Source organism: Psychrobacillus sp. NPDC096623 (assembly GCF_044762655.1).
Lineage (GTDB): Bacteria > Bacillota > Bacilli > Bacillales_A > Planococcaceae > Psychrobacillus.
This window is the reverse complement of record NZ_JBIWER010000004.1, coordinates 64,447-85,358: the sequence shown is the minus strand read 5'-3', so window position 1 is coordinate 85,358 and position 20,912 is coordinate 64,447. Positions and strand designations below refer to the sequence as shown.

Annotated in this window: 22 protein-coding genes; 17 read left to right on the top strand and 5 right to left on the bottom strand. The window is 37.6% G+C overall.

Going from position 1 to position 20,912, the window contains the following annotated elements; all coding sequences use genetic code 11:
* From ACIQX2_RS12535 to zupT, 4 genes are all read left to right on the top strand, one after another.
* On the top strand, window positions 1-309 hold the full coding sequence (locus ACIQX2_RS12535; protein ID WP_402850761.1) for an antibiotic biosynthesis monooxygenase: 309 nt from the start codon (window positions 1-3) through the stop codon (window positions 307-309).
* Between the two features lie 224 nt (window positions 310-533).
* Complete coding sequence (locus ACIQX2_RS12530) at window positions 534-1,145, top strand: phosphatase PAP2 family protein (protein ID WP_402850758.1); 612 nt, start codon at window positions 534-536, stop codon at window positions 1,143-1,145.
* Window positions 1,146-1,227: 82 nt separating this feature from the next.
* A complete protein-coding gene (locus ACIQX2_RS12525; RefSeq protein WP_402851327.1) occupies window positions 1,228-1,842 on the top strand; it encodes a uracil-DNA glycosylase in 615 nt (204 codons plus the stop codon).
* 86 nt (window positions 1,843-1,928) lie between these two features.
* Window positions 1,929-2,738, top strand: a complete 810-nt coding sequence (zupT, locus tag ACIQX2_RS12520; protein WP_402850755.1) for a zinc transporter ZupT — start codon at window positions 1,929-1,931, stop codon at window positions 2,736-2,738.
* Between the two features lie 357 nt (window positions 2,739-3,095).
* Here zupT and thrB read toward each other — a convergent pair whose 3' ends face one another.
* Window positions 3,096-4,007: a homoserine kinase gene (gene thrB, locus ACIQX2_RS12515; protein WP_402850752.1), complete on the bottom strand. Its 912-nt coding sequence runs from the start codon at window positions 4,005-4,007 to the stop codon at window positions 3,096-3,098.
* On the bottom strand, window positions 4,007-5,065 hold the full coding sequence (gene thrC, locus ACIQX2_RS12510) for a threonine synthase (protein WP_402850749.1): 1,059 nt from the start codon (window positions 5,063-5,065) through the stop codon (window positions 4,007-4,009). Before thrC ends, thrB begins: the two co-directional genes overlap by 1 nt.
* Window positions 5,066-5,247: 182 nt before the next feature.
* Between thrC and ACIQX2_RS12505 the strand changes: the two genes are divergently transcribed.
* The 4 genes from ACIQX2_RS12505 to ACIQX2_RS12490 all read left to right on the top strand — a co-directional run bounded on the left by ACIQX2_RS12505 (window position 5,248) and on the right by ACIQX2_RS12490 (window position 8,957).
* On the top strand, window positions 5,248-6,450 hold the full coding sequence (locus ACIQX2_RS12505; RefSeq protein WP_402850746.1) for an MFS transporter: 1,203 nt from the start codon (window positions 5,248-5,250) through the stop codon (window positions 6,448-6,450).
* 96 nt (window positions 6,451-6,546) lie between these two features.
* Window positions 6,547-7,095 carry a DNA topology modulation protein gene (locus ACIQX2_RS12500; protein ID WP_402850743.1) on the top strand — a complete coding sequence of 183 codons (549 nt, stop codon included), beginning with the start codon at window positions 6,547-6,549 and terminating at the stop codon, window positions 7,093-7,095.
* Between the two features lie 4 nt (window positions 7,096-7,099).
* Window positions 7,100-8,371: an acetyl-CoA hydrolase/transferase family protein gene (locus ACIQX2_RS12495; protein ID WP_402850740.1), complete on the top strand. Its 1,272-nt coding sequence runs from the start codon at window positions 7,100-7,102 to the stop codon at window positions 8,369-8,371.
* A gap of 1 nt (window position 8,372) precedes the next feature.
* Window positions 8,373-8,957 carry a DNA-3-methyladenine glycosylase gene (locus ACIQX2_RS12490; protein ID WP_402850738.1) on the top strand — a complete coding sequence of 195 codons (585 nt, stop codon included), beginning with the start codon at window positions 8,373-8,375 and terminating at the stop codon, window positions 8,955-8,957.
* Window positions 8,958-8,992: 35 nt separating this feature from the next.
* Here ACIQX2_RS12490 and ACIQX2_RS12485 read toward each other — a convergent pair whose 3' ends face one another.
* Window positions 8,993-9,793 (bottom strand): GNAT family N-acetyltransferase, encoded by an 801-nt coding sequence (locus tag ACIQX2_RS12485; protein WP_402850735.1) that lies wholly within the window; start codon window positions 9,791-9,793, stop codon window positions 8,993-8,995.
* Window positions 9,794-9,942: 149 nt separating this feature from the next.
* On the bottom strand, window positions 9,943-11,130 hold the full coding sequence (hmpA, locus tag ACIQX2_RS12480) for an NO-inducible flavohemoprotein (protein WP_402850732.1): 1,188 nt from the start codon (window positions 11,128-11,130) through the stop codon (window positions 9,943-9,945).
* Window positions 11,131-11,285: 155 nt separating this feature from the next.
* Here hmpA and ACIQX2_RS12475 point away from each other — a divergent pair, with 155 nt between their 5' ends.
* From ACIQX2_RS12475 to ACIQX2_RS12450, 6 genes are all read left to right on the top strand, one after another.
* Window positions 11,286-11,735, top strand: a complete 450-nt coding sequence (locus ACIQX2_RS12475; protein WP_402850729.1) for an RrF2 family transcriptional regulator — start codon at window positions 11,286-11,288, stop codon at window positions 11,733-11,735.
* Between the two features lie 39 nt (window positions 11,736-11,774).
* On the top strand, window positions 11,775-12,704 hold the full coding sequence (locus ACIQX2_RS12470) for a manganese-dependent inorganic pyrophosphatase (protein ID WP_402850726.1): 930 nt from the start codon (window positions 11,775-11,777) through the stop codon (window positions 12,702-12,704).
* 597 nt (window positions 12,705-13,301) lie between these two features.
* Window positions 13,302-13,949: a DsbA family oxidoreductase gene (locus tag ACIQX2_RS12465; RefSeq protein ID WP_402850723.1), complete on the top strand. Its 648-nt coding sequence runs from the start codon at window positions 13,302-13,304 to the stop codon at window positions 13,947-13,949.
* 275 nt (window positions 13,950-14,224) lie between these two features.
* Complete coding sequence (locus ACIQX2_RS12460; protein ID WP_402850720.1) at window positions 14,225-14,569, top strand: hypothetical protein; 345 nt, start codon at window positions 14,225-14,227, stop codon at window positions 14,567-14,569.
* 78 nt (window positions 14,570-14,647) lie between these two features.
* Window positions 14,648-15,235 (top strand): histidine phosphatase family protein, encoded by a 588-nt coding sequence (locus ACIQX2_RS12455; RefSeq protein WP_402850717.1) that lies wholly within the window; start codon window positions 14,648-14,650, stop codon window positions 15,233-15,235.
* Between the two features lie 329 nt (window positions 15,236-15,564).
* Complete coding sequence (locus ACIQX2_RS12450; RefSeq protein ID WP_402850714.1) at window positions 15,565-16,014, top strand: general stress protein; 450 nt, start codon at window positions 15,565-15,567, stop codon at window positions 16,012-16,014.
* A gap of 534 nt (window positions 16,015-16,548) precedes the next feature.
* Here the strand turns inward: ACIQX2_RS12450 and ACIQX2_RS12445 are convergent.
* Window positions 16,549-16,905, bottom strand: coding sequence for a DUF2500 domain-containing protein (locus ACIQX2_RS12445; protein WP_402850711.1), 357 nt, complete (start codon window positions 16,903-16,905; stop codon window positions 16,549-16,551).
* 97 nt (window positions 16,906-17,002) lie between these two features.
* Between ACIQX2_RS12445 and ACIQX2_RS12440 the strand changes: the two genes are divergently transcribed.
* The 3 genes from ACIQX2_RS12440 (at window position 17,003) to ACIQX2_RS12430 (ending at window position 20,894) form a co-directional block, all read left to right on the top strand.
* Window positions 17,003-18,544, top strand: a complete 1,542-nt coding sequence (locus ACIQX2_RS12440) for an FAD-dependent oxidoreductase (protein ID WP_402850709.1) — start codon at window positions 17,003-17,005, stop codon at window positions 18,542-18,544.
* A gap of 132 nt (window positions 18,545-18,676) precedes the next feature.
* Complete coding sequence (locus tag ACIQX2_RS12435) at window positions 18,677-19,138, top strand: PadR family transcriptional regulator (RefSeq protein ID WP_402850706.1); 462 nt, start codon at window positions 18,677-18,679, stop codon at window positions 19,136-19,138.
* A gap of 13 nt (window positions 19,139-19,151) precedes the next feature.
* A complete protein-coding gene (locus tag ACIQX2_RS12430) occupies window positions 19,152-20,894 on the top strand; it encodes an ABC transporter ATP-binding protein (protein WP_402850703.1) in 1,743 nt (580 codons plus the stop codon).
* Window positions 20,895-20,912: the final 18 nt, after the last annotated feature.

Genomic DNA, 20,912 nt, shown 5'->3' with positions numbered 1-20,912 from the left:
ATGTTTTATCAAATTAAGCGAATGATTGTGAAAGAAGGATTTTCCCAAGCAGTAGTGGAACGTTTTCAAGGTGAAGGCAAAATTGAGAAGCAACTAGGCTTCGAAAAATTAGAAGTACTTGTGAAAAAGGTTCGCCGTGGTGAAGAGGAAGTTCTTATCATAACAGGGTGGAACTCTGAAGAAGATTGGAAAAACTGGGAGAAGAGCCCTGAGCATATTGCTGGTCATAAAGCAAAAATCGGTAAGCCAAAGCCTGACCATATTATCGAAGTTAGTCAAAGCGTCTATGATGTGAAAGTAAGTAAATAAATCAATAAGCAAATGGAGAAAAACATTATGTTTTTCTCTATTTTTAAATTTAGGGGCTATTATAAATTTTGTCACTTTATGAGACTCACAGACTCTTATACATATTGAGTATGCTTACAAACAAAATTTAAAATGAAAGGGTAATTCCTTTCCTATATAAATGTATCCATTGTACATCCTTAATCTTCTAGCTTATAATTTTGTTAATGGATAGGGGGTATTTTGTGAAAAAATTATTTTATCCACTTGGAATGGTATCGTTACTAGGATTTGCTGCACTTTTTTTATATTTTGAAACGGAAGAAATAATACAGTTCGATTCCCAAATGGCTCAGTTATTAGGCGATAATAAAATAATAGGATTATTCCATTACTTAGGAGAAACTAAATTTATTATTTTTATTTCGCTCCTATTAATAGCTTTTTTGTGGTTTCGTTCGAACAATTATCGTGGAATGCTCTTTGTTGTTTTTACTGTAGGGCTTGGTAATGTGATGAATCAATCACTGAAAAAGTGGGTAGAAAGAGAACGTCCTGATGTGCCACAACAATTAGTGACTTTTAGCTTCCCTTCCGGACATGCGATGGTGGGAATATTGTATTTGTTTACTATTGCCTATTTTTTAACAGAACATCAATCCAATAAATTGATTCGATTATTAATTTGGACAGCTACTGTTTTTATCACTTTAATGGTAGGACTATCCCGAATTGCGGAGAATAGACATTATGCGTCGGATGTCTTAGCAGGATGGATGATTGGGTATACTTGGTTTGTACTTGTCGCATTGTGGTATGAATATAGAAGCAGAGCCTTTAAAAAGCATACATTGTAAGAACCTTTCCTCGTACGGAAAGGTTTTTTTAAAAGGAGTGAATAACTTGTTCGAAATACCAGAAGAGTTAATCAAACTAGGAATGGAACGTATTGAGGGGTATCCCGTTGAAGGATTTGTCAAAGGCAAAGGACCAAAAAAACCAAGTATTCTACTCATAGGCGAAGCACCAGGGGAGAATGAGGCAATAAAAGGAGTACCATTTATAGGTAGAGCAGGAGATGAATTAAGTATGTCATTGGCAAGTATAGGATTGACTCGAGATGATGTATATATGACAAGTGCTGTGCGGAGCCGTCCGTATGTATGGAGAGAAAAAAGGGGAAAAAATGGGGAGCTGACACAGAGAAAATATAACCGTCCCCCTACCCAATCGGAAGTAATAGCCCATGCACCTATACTAGATTTTGAATTAAAAAATATCGTTCCACAAATTATTGTTACATTAGGAAATATAGGCCTACAACGACTTTTAGGAAAGGAAGCGAAAGTATCCATACTACATGGGCAATTACTTGAACAGCCTATACGGCATTTGCATTCGTTAGATTCAAAAGAGTTTGTATGGTCCAAAGAAAGCTATTTGCTCATTCCTACCTATCATCCTGCATCTGTATTTTACCGTCCTTCTAACAGGGATTTTCTTGAACAGGATTGGGAGAATATAGGGAAGTACTTAGCTGAAAGAAAATTTTAATGTTTTCTCTTACCAAAAAGAGTTGCGCAAAGGAAACTTTCTGCGTATAATAAATGAAAATAGATTAACAGAAAGAAGTTGGGTCAATGGATGGAAATGTAGCCTTTGCTTTATTACTTACATTATTTGCTGGTCTTGCAACTGGGATTGGTAGTCTGCTATCTTTATTGACATCTCGCACAAATACAAAATTTTTATCAGTTGCACTAGGTTTCTCGGCGGGCGTCATGATTTATGTATCCTTAGTAGAAATATTTGTGAAGGCTAAGGATTCTCTCGTAGCAGAACTTGGAGCGACAAATGGTTATTGGATGACAATAGTGGGTTTTTTCGGTGGGATGTTTGTAATTGCGTTAATTGACCGATTAATACCTACTCTCGGCAATCCCCATGAAGTTAAAAGTGTAGAAGATATGGATATGAAATTAACTAACCCAGAGCATACAAAATTGATGAAAATGGGTGTTTTCACTGCTCTTGCAATTGGAATCCATAATTTTCCCGAGGGAATTGCAACTTTCGCATCTGCTTTGCAAGATCCCAACTTAGGTATTGCAATTGCAATTGCAGTAGCAATTCATAATATTCCAGAAGGCATTGCCGTAGCAGTACCTATATACTATGCAACAGGAAGTCGAAAGAAAGCCTTTAAATTATCCTTCTTATCTGGTTTAGCTGAGCCAGTTGGAGCGTTCGTTGCTTATTTAGTACTGATGCCGTATTTAAATGGAGTAGTGTTTGGAGTAGTATTTGCAGCAGTAGCGGGAATAATGGTCTTTATTTCATTGGATGAATTACTACCAGCAGCGAAAAAATATGATGAAACCCATTCATCTATTTACGGAGTCGTTGCAGGAATGCTTGTAATGGCCTTAAGTCTTGTATTACTAACTTAATAAGAAAAGCGGCAGCGCCTTATGTTTTGGAAGTCAGTCTAAGTTCGCGACATCGTGTCGCAACGACTGACTGACCCACATCCTGTGGGCATCCGAAAAGCACTGGAGGGATTTCACGTAAAGACGTTCTTTGTCTTTACTGAAATTCTGAAGTGACTTAAGGGGATAGGTGCTAAAGCTATTGACAGACAATGAGTAAAATACGTTTACTTTATATTCTTTGATAAAAGGCAGTGCAACCTCGTTTGAAGGTTGCACTGCTTTTTTGTAAATGAATAAGAAAGTATCTATATAATGATACCGCTGATTTCCTTTCTTACAGGACGTATAAATTACTTCAAATTGTAGAAACTTCCTTTAGCGAGCATTTTCTGTATCTTTTACCGTAACAACAATACCCGTCCGATTCATAGGGATTGCGGCGAGGTCGAAATCAGGGAACTGTCCTTTTAACTTAGAGATGAATTCCTCTTCTGTTCCTTTTTCAATAAGCGAAAGCAGGGTAGGTCCCGCACCACTAATACAAGTTCCGTAAGCACCTGCATTTTTAGCGGCAAATTTTATATCCTTACTCTGTGGAATCAAATCGAGTCGGTATGGCTCGTGAAACAAGTCCTGTTCCATATAAGTTCCGGCTTGTTCAAATGCTTGGGATAGAAAGGCAGCTGTGAACAAGTTTGCCGTTGCGCTTGCTTGTGCTGCCTCCCTACGTGAATAGCTGTCTGGTAGCACTTGTCTAGCTTTAGCGGTTTTTAACTCAAAGTTAGGGATAAATAGTACAAAAGAGGCCTCGATGTGATTGGCATGAAATACATTTATTTCTCCATTTTCTGCATTAGAAGAGATCGTAAAGCCACCGTAAATGGAAGCAGCCGCGTTATCAGGATGTCCCTCCATTAATGTTGCAACCTTCAATTTGTCCTTGTCAGTTAGATGTAATTCCATTATTTGATTGGCTAGCTCAACTCCCGCAACAATTGCAGAAGCACTGCTTCCCATCCCTCGTGCTAATGGAATTTCACTCTTTACTCGCACTGTGCATGGTGGAAGTGAAAAACCATGTAACTCGGCAGTTTTTTCAGCAGCTTGGACAATTAAGTGATCCTGTGGGTTTGGAACATCCGGAAGATTGCTAGACAGGTTGATAATTTTCCAATCGGACGCTAACTCTACCTCAAACTCCAAATACTTATCTAATGCAATCCCAATGGAATCAAATCCGGGTCCAAGGTTTGCGGTACTTGCTGGAATTGAAATGCACCAAACCATTACGCGAGTACCTCCTCTATAAATGCACTAAGAGCTGGTGCACTACTTTCCAATTTATGTGGCTCAGCAACTTTTACATCGATTGCAGTTTGTGGATCTTTTAAGCCGTTGCCAGTTAATACAGCAACTACCTTGCTTCCTGCTTTAATTTTTCCTTCTTTTACAGAACGTAATAGACCTGCGATCGATGCACATGAGCCTGGTTCAGCGAAGATACCTTCTCTGCTTGCAATCAGTTTATACGCTTCGATAATTTCATCATCTGTCACAGCTTCAATAACACCGTTGGACTCATCACGTGCTGCTTCTGCGCCTTTCCAGCTTGCAGGGTTTCCGATACGAATGGCAGTAGCAATTGTTTCAGGAAACTCAATAGGCTTTCCTTGTACAATAGCAGCTGAACCCTCTGCTTCGAAGCCAAAGATTTGAGGTAAACCTGTTTGTTTTTTCTCGTTATATTCTTTAAACCCTTTCCAATAAGCAGTAATATTACCTGCGTTCCCGACTGGAATTGCTAGATAGTCTGGTGCACTACCTAATACATCACAAATTTCAAAGGATGCTGTCTTTTGCCCTTCAATACGATATGGGTTAACAGAATTCACTAGTGTAATAGGAGAGGTTTCGCTAATTGCACGGACCATATCTAGTGCAACATCGAAGTTTCCTTCTATTTGAATGACTTCTGCTCCGTACATATATGCTTGAGCTAACTTTCCAGCAGCAACTTTTCCTTCCGGTATAACAATAACTGCTCGCATTCCAGCACGAGCCGCATAAGCAGCTGCAGCAGCTGAAGTGTTACCTGTGGAAGCACAAATGACTGCTTTACTTCCTTCTTCTTTTGCTTTTGCAACTGCAAAAACCATGCCTCTATCTTTAAAGGAACCAGTCGGATTTGCACCCTCGACCTTCACATATAATTCAATCCCTAATTCTTTTGATAGATTTTCTAGCTTAATAAGAGGCGTATTACCCTCCAGTAAAGTCAATTTAGGTGTTTTTTCTGTTACTGGTAAAAACTCTTTATACTCTTCGATTAGTCCTTGCCAAGCCATGATATATTCCGCCTCTCTGTTCTTCTTGAATAAACATATGTATTTGTATAAAGGACATTTTACTCTAATAAAGTGTAAAAAACAAGATAAAATTTGTATTGTAACTTTACTTTTACATGCGTATACTAAACAAGTAAACTAAAAACTTTACAGGTGTAAAGACAGGAGTGAAAAACAAAGCTATGAAAGAACAAAAAAAGATATCTAAAAATAAATTATTAGGAATAGCAGGACTTGCGTGGATGTTCGATGCAATGGACGTTGGAATTCTATCATTTGTCATTGCAGCTCTAGCAGTAGATTGGAGTTTATCTCCAGAACAGATGGGGTGGATCGGTAGTGTAAACTCAATAGGGATGGCAGTAGGAGCCCTTCTATTTGGAGTTTTGGCAGACAAAGTAGGGCGAAAAAAAGTATTTATGATTACTCTATTAATGTTCTCCATTGCAAGTGGACTTTCGGCTTTAACGACAACTCTAGCTGCATTATTAATCTTACGTTTTTTTGTCGGGATGGGGCTTGGAGGAGAGCTTCCAGTAGCTTCAACTTTAGTATCTGAAAGTGTAGAAGCAAAAGAACGTGGAAGAGTAGTTGTTCTATTAGAAAGCTTCTGGGCCGCAGGGTGGATTATATCAGCAATTATTGCCTATTTTGTTATTCCTGACTATGGTTGGAGAGTTGCTTTAATTATCACAGCACTACCTGCGTTCTATGCAATTTACTTACGTTTAAAATTACCCGATTCCCCTAAATACACGGAGAAAAAATCGGAATCCAGAAGTATTTTACAAAACATGAGTGAAGTTTGGTCAAAGAAGTATTCGAAGCGAACGTTAATGTTATGGATTGTCTGGTTTACAGTCGTGTTTTCCTATTATGGAATGTTCTTATGGCTACCAAGTGTAATGGTCATTAAGGGATTCACTCTCATTAAAAGCTTTGAATACGTATTGATCATGACCGTAGCTCAATTACCAGGTTATTTCTCTGCAGCGTGGTTAATCGAGAAGGCAGGACGTAAATTTGTTTTAGTAACCTATTTATTAGGAACTGCCGCAAGTGCATTAGTGTTTGGATCTGCAGAGACAACGACGTTATTGATGGTTTCAGGAATTCTATTATCATTCTTTAACCTTGGGGCATGGGGAGCATTATACGCATACTCCCCAGAGCAATATCCAACTGTTATTCGTGCAACTGGCTCTGGAATGGCAGCTTCAGTTGGACGAATTGGAGGAATCTTAGGACCGTTATTAGTTGGAACGATGGTAACAGCTGGTTATGAAATTGGATTTATATTTGGTATTTTCTGTGTTGCTATTGTTATCGGAGTACTGGCGGTAATGTTCCTAGGTACAGAAACAAAGCAAGTAGAATTAGAATAGATGCAAAAACCTGTTCCTCCAGAGGGACAGGTTTTTGTTTTGCCTGCAGGTGAAAACATAGTAAAATGAAGATTGGCTAAACAAAGGAGGCAGAGGATGGATCAGTTGAAACATAAACGCATACTCATCGTAGGTTCAAGCGGTGCAGGTAAATCTACATTATCCAAAAGATTGTCTGAAAAATGGGAATTGCCTTTAATCCATCTTGATGCACTTTTTTGGAACGAAGGATGGGTTCCTACACCAAAGCCTGAATTTCGAGAAAAAATTCAAACAGAACTAGAAAAAGATAAATGGATTATAGATGGAAATTTCGACTCAACATTAGAAATGCGAGCATCCTATGCAGATTTAATTATTTTCTTGGATTTTTCTAAAGTTTTATGCACATATAGGGTTTTCAAACGAGCGTGGATTTACCGTGGGAAAACACGACCGGATATGGCACCGGGCTGCAAGGAAAAAATGGACATGGAATTTGCTAAATGGGTTTGGCGTTATCCAAAGAATATCCGCCCACATACACTCGACATTTTAAGAAACGTAAAAGATACAGATATATGCATTTTGCGGAATCCCAAAGAGCTAGAAGGATTTCTAATGACAGTACCAACTACAAAAATATCGAACACCATAGGAGTATAACAACATGAATAACAAACAAATGACAGCAAAACAAGTGATCGATCTAATTCCTAGTAATGCAGATATAATTTTACCGCTAACAAATGGAGAACCTCATAAACTGTTGGATATTTTGGAGGATCAAGCTCATCAATTAAATAATGTAAGAATCCATCAATTGCTTGCTATACAATCTAGAAAGTATATGAATGGTGCCTTTCCTGGACATCTACACCATGTCTCTTACTTTTTAAGTGGGGCAACGAGAAAACAGTTCCACCAGGGATTAGTGGACTTAGTACCAAATCATTTTCATGAAATGCCTCGTATATTAAGAAACGCTACAAATTTGTCGATGATTATGGCAGTAGCTTCGCCAATGGACGAATTTGGTTACTTTTCCTTAGGGACACAGGCGGATATTGTGAGTGAGTTTATCGGTACAGTTCCATTTATATTAGAAGTAAACCAGCATATGCCTCGTACTTATGGTCAAAATCAAATTCACATTAGCCAAATTGCCGGATTTGTTGAAAATGATCGTCCTTTATTCGAGGATGTTGCAGTTCCTATTGGCGAGAAGGATATGAAAATTGCTGAGTATGTGACGGAAACGATTAAAGATGGGGACACACTGCAAATTGGTATTGGCTCAATTCCAAATGCAGTAGTGAGCTTATTAAAAAATCATCGTCATTTAGGCATTCATACAGAAATGTTTGTTGATGGAATTGTGGATTTAGTACAAGTAGGTGCCATTGATGGAACTCAAAAGTTTACAAATAAAGGAAAGATTATTGCTACATTTGCGCATGGCTCAAAGAAAATGTATGACTTCCTAAACAACAATCCTTCTGTAGAGTTTTTACCTGTAAGTATTGTAAATGACCCTCGAGAAATTGCTAAGGAGGAGCGTATTGTTTCGATTAATGCAACTACAGAGGTCGACTTATTTGGGCAATGTGCATCCGAAACGGTTGCTGGAAAGTACTATTCATCTACGGGAGGGCAAGCCGACTTCGCTCGTGGTGTTCGTTTTGCTAATGAAGGAAAAGGTTTTGTATGTATGACTTCTACAGCTAAAAATGATGAAATCTCTCGTATAAAACTAAGTCTTACTTCAGGCTCAGTTGTAACGACTTCTAAAAATGATGTGGATATGATTGTTACGGAGTATGGCGTAGCTAAAATGTTTGGCAAACCAATTTCAGAGCGTGCGAAACAACTTATCTCCATTGCTCATCCGAAGTTTAGAGAAGAGCTAACGTTTGAAGCAAAAAAAATGGGGTTTATTTAAGATGAAGCCCATTGATGGTCGCTTTTTTCATCAGCCTACCTTAGAGCTTGCGCGTCATTTATTAGGGAATTATATTGTCCATGAGCATCCAAGTGGGTTGCTTATTGGCAAAATTGTTGAAACAGAAGCTTATATGGGACCCGATGATCGAGCAGCTCATAGCTTTGGGAATAGGAGAACAAAACGGACAGAGGTTATGTTCGGTGAGCCGGGTTTGATCTACACTTATCAAATGCATACCCATACGCTCATCAATGTCGTTTCAGCCCCAGAGGATGTTCCCAATGCGATATTAATACGTGCTGTGGAGCCAGTAGAAGGCTTAGAACTGATGAAGGAATTCCGTAATGATCTTCCGATGAAACAGTGGACGAATGGACCAGGAAAACTAACAAAAGCTATGGGTATATCAATGGAACACTATGGTTCACATTGGACGGATAAGCCTTTGTATATGGCAGAGGGCGAGCAAGTAAGCTCTATATCAACAGGTCCAAGAATAGGCATTGAAAACAGTGGAGAGGCTGTACATTACCCGTATAGATTTTGGGAGACAGATAATCCATTTGTATCTAAAATGAGATAAAACAGAGGTTGCCCACTTAAGGACAACCTCTGTTTTTAAATCTGTTTCCCCATATAATATTCATCTACAAATAGGTCATGAATAATTAAAGCATTTTTTCGTGTACCCTCTAATTCAAATCCAAGCTTCTTATACAGCTTTTGAGCATTAATATTTTCTTTAATAACAGTAAGCTCTAGCTTAGAAATACCCGATCCCTTTGCCCACTTTTCTCCTTGAAGCATGAGCGAAGATGCAATTCCTTTCTTCGAAAAGGCTTGCTTGACCCCGATAACGACCGAAGCCCGATGTACAGCACGTGGAGCTGGTCCACCTATGAACTGTACATAGCCTGCATATTGCCCATTCATAATAGCTAAAAGTAAAATGGAGTTAGGAGAAGTTTTCCATGTATTCATGCTCTTGCGGATACTTTGAACGGTCAATTGTCTATCCGATTTTCCGAATAACATAAAATCTGTTTCTGCAAAAATCGTTTCTTGTAAGTTTATAAAGGGGCGTGCATCCTCTAAATCTGCCTCTCGAATAATTAGGATATCCTTATTGTCATTACTATCTGATTGCCGTTCATCCATGTCATGTAAAACACTATGAAAGTGAATGGCCTTTCCGAGTTCCACGCTTTTTACGGAATAACCTGAATCTGTCCATGCAAAATAATGTAGTGCAGGTGGCTTCGTCTTTTTCCACCAGCTACTACTTAAATAAGCGGCATTGGGAAGGACATGCCCAATAATTGCTTCGATTTCCCCATATGTTAATGTGATTTCTTTGTTGGTCGATTGTTTAAAAAAGTCTGCCAATGGAATATATTTGCTCTCGGAATTTTTGGGCATTAGACATTTTCACTCATTTCTTCTTATTTTCCTAATTATAACATTATTGTTGATAAGTGAACACAACCTAAAATCTATTCATAAGTAAAATAATTCCTAAATTGAAAAAGTGTTACTTCAAATAGAAGTAACACTTTTTATTAAACTTATTATGCGTTAGCCAATTCTAATTGCATTGCTGGACCAAAGAATTCATAGTGAATATTTTCGTTTGGAACTCCTAGCTCCAATAAATAATTGATCATCGCTTCCATAAATCCTACTGGTCCACAAACGTACACATCTCCGTTTGCAATAGCATGTTCTTTCAAAACGTCTTTCGTGATAAAACCATCGCCACTTTCAGAGTAAAATGTTACATATTTTGCATCATCCATGTTTTCCATCAAAGTGCGAATATCTTTGTCGAATGGATGTAAGTTTTCATTACGGGCACTATAGATAAAGGATACAGGAAGACTAGGATTATTTGTCGCAACTGTTTCGAACATACTCATCATTGGTGTGATACCTACCCCACCACTTACGAAAGTAACAGGTGTAGTTTTGGCAGGATCTAAAACGAAATCTCCAGCTGGAGCAGTAAGCTCAACCTTGTCTCCAACATTCACATTATTGTGAAGGTGAACAGAAACTTTACCTTCTGGATTATTTTCATCCTCTTTTTTCACTGAAATACGGAAAGATTCGTTATCGGCAGCTTTTGATAAGCTATATTGTCTATTCATCAAGTATTTTTCGCCAGGGATACTTACACGAATTGTGATAAATTGACCTGGCTCATAAGATGGTAATACAGAACCATCAGCAGTTTTCAAATAGAAAGAAGTGATATTATCGCTTTCTTTTACTTTGTCAGCAATAACAAAATCCTTGAAGAATCTCCAACCACCTTGTTTAGACTCAGTAGCAACATACATTTCTTCCTCAATGCCGATAAATGCATCTGCGATTACTCCGTATGCCTCAGCCCATGCGTTAATAATATCGTCCGTTGCTGCATCGCCTAAAACTTCTTTAATAGCTCCAAGTAAGTGCTCTCCAACAATTGGATAATGTTCAGGTTTAATACCTAAACTTACATGTTTTTGACCAATTTGTTTTACTACAGGAATAATTGCTGCAAGATTATCGATATGAACAGCAGCAGCATATACTGTGTTTGCTAAAGCTGTTTGTTGACGTCCTTTTGCTTGGTTTGCGTGATTGAATATATTTAATAGTTCTGGATGAGCTTCGAACATATTTTTGTAAAAAGCAGTAGTAATAGCTACACCATGTACTTCTAATACTGGTGCTGTAGATTTTACGATATCAATTGTTTTTTGAGATAACATTTATACACACGTCCTTTTCTATTGATTACAACCACAATATACTCCTGACAATATTTAAAAGCAATATCTTAAATACATCTTTTGTAATTCAGACACATTTATACCACAATCTTGTCAAAATCGTTATAATGATATGGAAGAATGGCGGTGGCAATATGAGAATGACTATGTATACAGATTTCTCGCTTCGCGTGTTAATATACCTTGGTGCACAGGAAAAAGATAAACTTTCCACAATTCAAGCTATATCGGACGCATATGGAATATCAAAAAACCATTTGATGAAAGTGACACATGAACTTGGGAAACTAGGTTATATAGATACAGTAAGAGGAAGAGGCGGCGGCATCCGTTTAGCAATGGAGCCAGAAGCTATTAACATAGGACAAGTAGTACGACATACCGAAGACGATTTTCATCTTGTAGAATGCTTTGATTGTCAAACGAATAGTTGTGCAATTACATCAGTTTGTGGATTACGAGCAGCACTTCGCTTGGCTTTGAATGCTTATCTACAAGTATTAGATGGATATACTCTGGCGGATTTTCTACATCAAAAGCATAAATTAGCGGATTTACTTTTCATTGACGCACAAGATGTATGATAAAATATAATCGGAAATAGATTTTTAGGAGGATTATTCATGGAAAAAGTACTCGTTTTTGGACATAAAAACCCCGATACAGACACAATTACATCTGCAATCGTTTATGCACACCTAAAAAATCAGATTGGTGTGGAAGCAGAAGCGGTTCGTTTAGGTGATTTAAATAACGAAACAAAATTTGCATTAGAAAAATTCGGTTTTGAGGCACCAAGACTTATAGAGAGCGTATCAACAGAAGCGAATAAAGTTATTTTGGTTGATCATAACGAAAAACAACAAAGCGCAGATGGTATCGAAGAGGTCCAAGTAACAGAAGTAATCGATCATCACCGTATTGCAAATTTTGAAACAGCTGATCCACTTTACTACCGCGCAGAGCCAGTAGGTTGTACTGCAACTATTATCAATAAAATCTATAAAGAAAAAGGTGTAGAAGTACCTGCAAATGTTGCAGGATTAATGCTCTCTGCTATCGTTTCAGATACATTATTATTCAAATCACCTACTTGCACAGAGGAAGACATTGTAGCTGCAAAAGAGCTAGAAAAAATTGCAGGAGTGAATGTAGAAGAGTACGGTCTTGCAATGTTAAAAGCAGGAGCAGATTTAAGCGATAAGAGCTTAGAGGACCTACTTACGTTAGATGCAAAAGAATTCACTATGGGCGAGTCGAAAGTTGTTATCGCACAAGTAAACGCTGTGGATGTGAGTGATGTGATGAATCGTCAAGAAGAACTTGAAGAGTTGATCACTCGTGAGATCCAAGAAAAAGAATTGGATCTGTTCTTCTTTGTCGTAACAGATATTCTGAACAACGACTCTGTAGCATTAGCACTAGGAAAATTAGCGTTAAAAGCAGAAGCTGCATTCGATGTGAAGTTCGAAAACAATACTGCACTTCTAAAAGGTGTAGTATCCCGTAAAAAACAAGTAGTGCCAGCATTAACAGAAGCATTAGCTGAATAAGACGTAGAAAAAACGATGCAACTTGCATCGTTTTTTTTGATAAGAGGGAGAATATAAAAATGTCCTGTGAACACTGGGTATAAGGGGATTGTAAGAATGAATAAAATCTTATGATTTCCTTTACAGATGGGGTACAAAGGCTAAGAGTGCCACCACGCAATTGCAACGCCTTTCCAATGATAGATGTAAAAGCCAGACTTTAATTAATGTGATATTGTATGGAACTTTCCTTATATAAAAGAGGTTACTATTGATTGTAGCGTAGGTCGGACTCCAGTGGGACAGCACGAGGGAGGAGAGACTACAGGCTAGAGGCGTGCCCACGGAAAGTGTCCGACCGAAGCGGAAATCAGAGGTATACAAGGTTTTTCTTAAGATGAAGAACTAGTTACTTGCTCTCCCTACGATTTACTCGCTACTAGGGTGAAGTTGCTTGCGCATACTAGCTTTTTACTCCCGGACTCTAGCTGGAAACTTGCTCAAGATGTCGATTTACTTGTAAAACGGAATATTTATCCAAAAATCTACCATTTCGCAAGCAATAATTTTGAATTAAAGATTTATTCCTATTACAATGTAGCTGAGGTGATGATGGAGATGAAAATTGAAATTTGGTCAGATTTCGTTTGTCCTTTTTGTTATATTGGGAAAAGACGAATAGAAGAGGCTTTAGAGCAAACAGGTTTAGCTTCTCAAGCTCAAGTAGAATTTAAAAGCTTTGAATTGGACCCACATTCACCAAAGCAATCGGATAAAACCATGTACGAAGTGCTAGCAGAAAAATATGGATCTACTGTGGAAGCAGCGAAAACGATGACAGCTGGGGTAGTAGAACAAGCAAAAACAGTTGGTCTCGAATATAATTTTGATGCTATGAAACCAGCTAACACATTAGATGCACATCGATTAGTGAAATGGGCATCTGCACAAGGTAAAGCAAAAGAGGCTAATGAGTTATTGTTGCATGCTTACTTTATCGAAGGAAAAGAAATTGGAAATAATGAGGTGTTGCTTGACCTGATTGAATCTCTTGATTTGTCACGTGAAGAAGCACAAAAGGTTCTTGACTCAAAAGAGTACTTAGCAGATGTGCGTATAGACATTGCGAAGGCAGGACAAATTGGTGTCCGCGGAGTGCCTTTCTTTGTAATAAACGATAAGTATGCTATTTCAGGAGCTCAACCAACAGACACTTTCGTTGGTGCGTTACAAAAAGTAGCTGAAGAAGAAGGCTTACAAGGTTAAAATTTGTCAATTTGAAGTAAAATCTTACAAAGTAACGTGCAGCTCTATCCGGGCCTGCACGTTTTTATTTTTTCAAGACCTTGTAAAAGTAAAAATTGGTTTGTGGATGTTTTCACATAAACTAACAGGGCTGTTTAGTTAAGAAGAAAAATAAGCTATACAAGTTACCAGTTCAGCTAATGAGATAAGTTTCTGTCCTTAAACAACGAAAGTTGATGAACCTATTTTGATTTAAGAATCGTTTTATTTATTAATTATAAATATTATTAGGGAGGTTGATTTTTATCATTTCAGAGGTGCTATGGCGTTTACATCACATATTGATGGTAATTCTCTTTGTATTGGCCGTTTATCGTATAACAATTTCACCTATAATGGTAAAAAAATCCTTACTATTAGTTGCTATCTTACCTCTTACAATTATTATTTTCTTTGCAAAAGCACTAAATAGACCAATGGAAATTAGCGAACTTAAATGGTTGTGGATTGAATTAACAGCAGGGGCTTATTGGGCAGTATTTGTTTTATTAGGATATATTTATATTTTTTACTTTATTATTGATCTTATAAAGAAGTTTTCTATTAAAGATAATCCTAAAAGAGAAACAATCAAAAACTAATTTATTTTTATTGAACTAGGCGTTTTAGTAGAACAGGGCTATGCTAAATAAGAGATAAACCTTGGGGGAAAATATATTATGAGTACATTTGTTTATATGGTGAGACACGGTGAATCCCCAAAAGAAGGAAATGAAAGAACAAGAGGATTAACCGAAAAAGGTTATTTAGATGCTCAACGAGTAACTGACATAATGAAAGATGAAGAAGTTGATGCAGTTGTTTCAAGTCCATATGTACGCTCAATTTTAACTGTTGAAAAGTTAGCTCAACAAATAGGGCAAAAAGTTTTAGTGTTTGAAGATTTAAAAGAGAAGGTATTTTCTTCTGAAGACAATCGAGTATCTGATAAGGAATTGGTTCCACTTTTGAAGAAGTCGTTTTTTGATTCAAATTTTTCTTTAGAGGGAGGAGAATCAAATGCTGATTCCCAAAAAAGAGTTATAAAAGTCTTAAAAGAACTATTAGATAATTTTAAAGATAAAAAAGTAGTGATAGGTACTCACGGGGCAGTTATGACCTTGATGATGGGATATTTCGATAGTACTTATGACTTAAATTTTTTACATAGCACATCAAAACCTGATATTTATAGAATGGAATTCAATGAACAAGAATTAGTAAATGTTCATAGACTATGGGATGTAAATATTGGTGTTAACCAATAAATTTTTTTTGTTATTGTACTAACAGGTTGCTTTTAATTAAACATTACCATCATTCGATGGTCTTTTTTATGTCCAAAACATAAAGTAGATTTCTGCGCGTTATGATGTGCATTTAAATTTATTTTCGAAGTAATTCACCGCTTACAGTAAGAGGTAAGTATGCATATAACGAGCTAATCTAGTAACTTTCCGAGAACGGCAAAATAGGTTTAGAATTCTATAAAGAATGAAGGTTGAACGTGAAAGGTGTCTAGAAAAACTAAAGAACGGGTAAAGAATAGATAAACGGGTAAAGAATAGATAGATGAAGCAACAGGAGGTAATTTTTTATGAAGAATCATGTTATTGGCGTATACGAAAATGAACGACAAGCTTCTGAAGTTGTTAAAGATTTGAAAGAGAAAGGTTATACAACTGGGGAAATTTCAGTTATTGCCAAAAATACAAAAGAACTATCCGAAATAACACAGGAAGTAAAACCCTCAACTAAGGATGGTGCCATTGCAGGAGCTCTAACTGGAGGAGCAATTGGCATAGCTGGCGTGTTAGCAGGGTTATCCACTATATTGATTCCCGGATTTGGCGCTGTGTTGGCTGCAGGTCCTATTATTACAACAATTGGAGGAGCAGTAGTAGGAGCAAGCACTGGTGCTGGCGGACTAAAGCATGCTCTTATGGAAATTGGAATACCAGTTGATGAAGCTGAACGCTATTCTACTGACGTCCAGGATGGTAAGATCCTGGTATTTCTTCATCCCAAAAGAGTGAGTGTGGATTGAATGATCTGCTGTTTGCATACATAACTAGCAGTCATTTTAGTTAAAATTCGCGACATCAATTGATGTAATATTTTCCCACGGAAATTGACTCATGAATAAATACAATATAGATAAATAATGTGTGATTAATAAGATTGGATAGGTGCAAGTATTTGTTTAAGGTGTGTATTTTTTTGTTTTTCCATGGAAGCACAAAAGAAGGGTGGGCCTTATGCTAGGCGTTGTCAAAATGCGAAGTGTATTGTGAACCATATAAACAGTCGATTTGGTTAAAACTTTGTGTTTATGAGAAGAAAAAACCCTTTGCCGGAATACAAGGGTTAATTCTTCTTCACCCAACGGGAAACACAAGTGAAATCAACCATTAACTTTAAATTAGTCACTTTCAAAAGATTATCGAAAAAAGAGAGGCAGGTCATGACATAAGTCACGACCTGCCTCTAAAAAATATCCTATATTTATATAGCTTCAAGTCTGAATAGAGCAATTCGAAAACGATAAAAACTGAATTTTAACTTATAGTACGCATTGTGCTTATTTTCTTTCAAATGAATGGAATCTCGTGCCCTGGAAACTCAATACACCTAAATCATCCTCTGCTAGCATTCCATATTCACTTCCACTAAGTTGTAACTCCAACCGGTCTCCGCTATCAAACTGAAAAGTAACATAGTAGGAAGTCGAAGCCCTGCTCTCACCGGCACCGCCACTTGTATCAGTTCGTTTTGCCACTACTTGAGCGGGTACGGATAACTTAGGGGAATTATTGTTTTTATTCCATTGCTTTAACCCACTAATAATTGCGAAAATAATAAACCCGAATACTATGATAAACACTGCGCTAATAAAAATAGGTACAGCCCCTACAAAAAAGAACCCAAAACTATCCATGTTCATACTCCTCACTAAAACTGTTTTTCTGTTATACGCAAAATATTGAATAAAGTTTCATCAATAGATAGACACTGTATAAAAAGGAGGAAATACAATGTCCGATCAAATTTTACCAAAAGAATCTAAATCCTACTGGAGAGCAACAAATGACCTACCGGTATTCCCTAAAATAAATGATAATCTCGAAACAGATATTGTCATTGTAGGTGCTGGACTCACTGGAATTACCGCTGCCTATTTGCTGAGCACTAGTGGTCGTCAGGTGATTGTGGTAGAGGGCAGTAGAATACTGGAAGGAACTACTGGATTTACAACAGCTAAAGTGACTGCCCAGCATGGCCCCATCTATCAGCAACTAATTACTACCTTTGGCGAAGAAAATGCTCGGCTTTACTATGATGCGAATACGGAAGCAAAAGAATTTATTAAACAAACAATCGAACAATTAGGTATACACTGCCACTACGAAACGATGCCTGCCTATATTTATGCAGATACCGAGGTTGGGATAGAAACAGTAGAAAAAGAAATGGAAGCTTACAATACTTTGGGTATAGAAGGAGCAACCCTAACAAAGGATACGGGACTCCCTTATACAGTGAAGCAGGCACTGAAACTAGAGGGCCAAGGTCAATTCCATCCGGTAAAATATGCCAAGGCATTAATGGATAAAGCAATAGAAAATGGTGTGCAATTTTTTGAAGAGTCTCGTGCCAAGACCGTAAAGTCGAACACAGTAGAATTGATGGAAGGTCAGCAAATTCAGGCAAATAAAATACTAGTATGCAGTCATTTCCCATTTAATGATGGAGATGGAATATACTTTGCGAGAATGCATTCAGAGCGTTCCTACGCTTTGGCTTCCATTGCTCCGGATAATTATCCAAAAGGGATGTATATAAACGTAGAAAAGCCGACGAGATCGGTACGAACGGCACTTGGACAGGACGGGAGAAGGTATTTACTGCTCGGAGGAGAAGGTCATGTTACGGGTCGTTTTGAAGGAGATACAATGGAAAACGTTGAAAACCTAGCAGCTTTTGGACGAGAACAGTTTAAAGTGAAAAATTATGATTATCGTTGGTCTGCTCAGGACTTAGTTACGTTAGATCAGCTACCTTATATCGGAACGATGACAGTTGGAATGACAGATGTATTAGTAGCTACAGGATATGCTAAATGGGGTATGACTAATAGTACGGTTGCGGCGAAAATAATGGCCGATCTTGTACTAGATAAAGAAAATCGTTATGCAGAATTGTATAATCCAACCCGCTCTAAAATGAAAAAAGAAGATATTGCAAGCTTTGCAAAAACCAATGCAAGTGTCGCAAAGGAGCTTATTAAAGGAAAGACTGAGCTACTTGATTTGAAGTTAGAGGATTTAAAAAACGGCAGTGGGGATTTAATAATGCTAGAAGGTAAAAAAGTTGGAGCTTATAAGGACGAGCAAGGAAAAGTCTATTTGGTAAAACCAGCGTGCAGCCATATGGGCTGTAATGTTTCCTTTAATAATGCAGAAAGATCCTGGGATTGTCCATGTCATGGATCGAGATTCAGTTTTCATGGTGATGTGCTAGAAGGTCCAGCCTTTGAACCATTAGAAAAAGTAGAATATATCGACGAGAGTAGCTGAAATATTCGCAACAAATTTAATAAGCTTTATCAAAGAGGAGTTGCCTAATGATCATATTGGGTAACTCCTTTACTATTGTTTTTAATCGATATATCGGTTAAAGTTATCGATATAAAAGAGGAGTTGGTTTACATGAAAAGACGTCGAGGATTTGTGCAAGTGGCCATCTTGCACTTATTGGAGGAGGCTCCGATGCATGGATATCAAATAATGAAGGAATTAGAATTTAGGTCGTCAGGACATTATTCTGCTAGTGCGGGAACAGTATACCCTGCACTTCAAGAATTACTGGAGCAGGAAATGATAGAACTCGAATCTTCATCGGATAAGAAAACTTATTTCATTCATGAAAAGGGAAAAAGTCGACTGAAAGAGTTTGCTAATCGTAAAGAGGGTGAATTTTGGGGTAATTGGGAGGCTCGTTGGAGCTGGCAAAACTCTGAGGAAGCCATACGGTTAAAGGAAACAATCGATTTATGGGAGCATGAGTTGAGAAAAGCGATAAAGCAAACACGTAGCACTCCTGAAAATTCACCGAGGCTTATTGCGTTTATGAAAGTAATAACGGAACGATTACAGCAAGAGAACTATTAGGGAGTGGAATTCGATGAAATCTTTTATAAAATTACTTCCTTATGTTAAACCATATATGCTTTTTGCTATTTTAGCACCTATCTTAATGTGTATTGAAGTGGTGATGGATTTACTCTCGCCAACAATAATGCAACATATTATTGATGATGGTATAGCTAATGACGATACAGCTTATGTCGTGAAGCTTGGTTTTCTAATGCTGGTTACTGCAGTCATTGGGCTGATAGGTGGCGTAGGATGTACGATATACAGCACTAGAGCAGCTGTAAACTTTGCAGCTGATATTCGAAGAGACGTATTCAAAATGACAGAGCGCTTTTCTAGTAATAATATGGACAATATTGGCGTCGGAAAGTTAATAACGATTGTGACAAGTGACATTACAGCTGTCCAACAAGCTCTAATGATGACTTTGCGTGTTTTTGTCAGAGGACCGCTTTTGTTTATAGGAGCAGTTGCGATTGTCTGGTTTACAGCTAGAGAGCTATTTCCTGTGTTGTTCGTCGTTATTCCTATCTTGATCGCTTTAATTTATTTTTTCTCATATAAGACCGGTAAATTATTTGCGAGAGTACAAAAAGCTATGGACAAAGTGAATACGAAGCTGCAAGAAACGTTCGCAGGCATACGTGTGATTAAAGCATTTAATAGGCAAGATTATGAGATAAAGGCATTTAAACGTGTGAATGAAGCGTTAACAAAACGTAATATATCGGCAGAACAAGTAATTCTGACACTTATGCCTGCAATGCTATTTGTTGTTAATATTGGAGTAGTCATTGGAATGTGGATGGGCGCTATTAAAGTTAATGAGGGAACACTACAGGTAGGTGTTATTTTAGCCTTCATCAATTACTTAACTATTATTATGAACGGGTTAGTATCTAGTAGTCATGTATTAATGCAAATTACCAGATCGTTTACTTCCGCTGGTAGAATCCAACAAGTATTGGAAACGAAAATTGATATAACTGATCCTGCAAAACCTATATCGGACTTTGATATCAAGGGAGAGATAGAGTTTAAATCAGTCAATTTTAGCTATAGTAAAAATGGAGAATATGTATTAAAAGATATTTCCTTTCATGTGAAGAGTGGAGAAACAATTGGAATTATAGGACCTACAGGAAGTGGGAAGTCAACAATTATCAAACTCCTTCCTCGATTGTATGACCCAGATTTAGGTGAGGTATTGATCGACGGAATAAACATAAAAGAGTACTCTATTGAGAAGTTACGAGGATTAATTGGGTTTGTACCGCAGAATGCAACGTTATTTGCAGGATCCATCGAGGAGAATATACGCTTCGGAAAAGAAGAGGCGACTTTAGAGGACATGGAGAAAGCAGCTAATTCAGCGGCTGCAAGTGAGTTTATAAATAAATTAGATGGCCGGTTTACGCATGAACTTATGCAGGGGGCTACAAATCTATCTGGAGGACAAAAGCAGCGGCTATCAATGACTCGTGCATTTATTCGACATCCGAAAATATTAGTTTTAGATGATTCGACTTCTGCAATAGATGCATTATCTGAAGTTCAAGTACAGCAAGCACTTGAACAAAATCTAGCGGGTACAACTGTATTCATCGTATCATCCAAGGTCTCTTCCATTATAAATGCAGATCGTATTCTAGTAATGGAAGATGGAATGATTGTAGCAAATGGTACACATGAAGAGTTGCTTAAAACGAGTGAGGTTTACCGAAGTATTTATGCGACACAAAGTGGAAGGGGGGTCCTTTCCTATGAGTAAAGCATCAACTCAACCAGC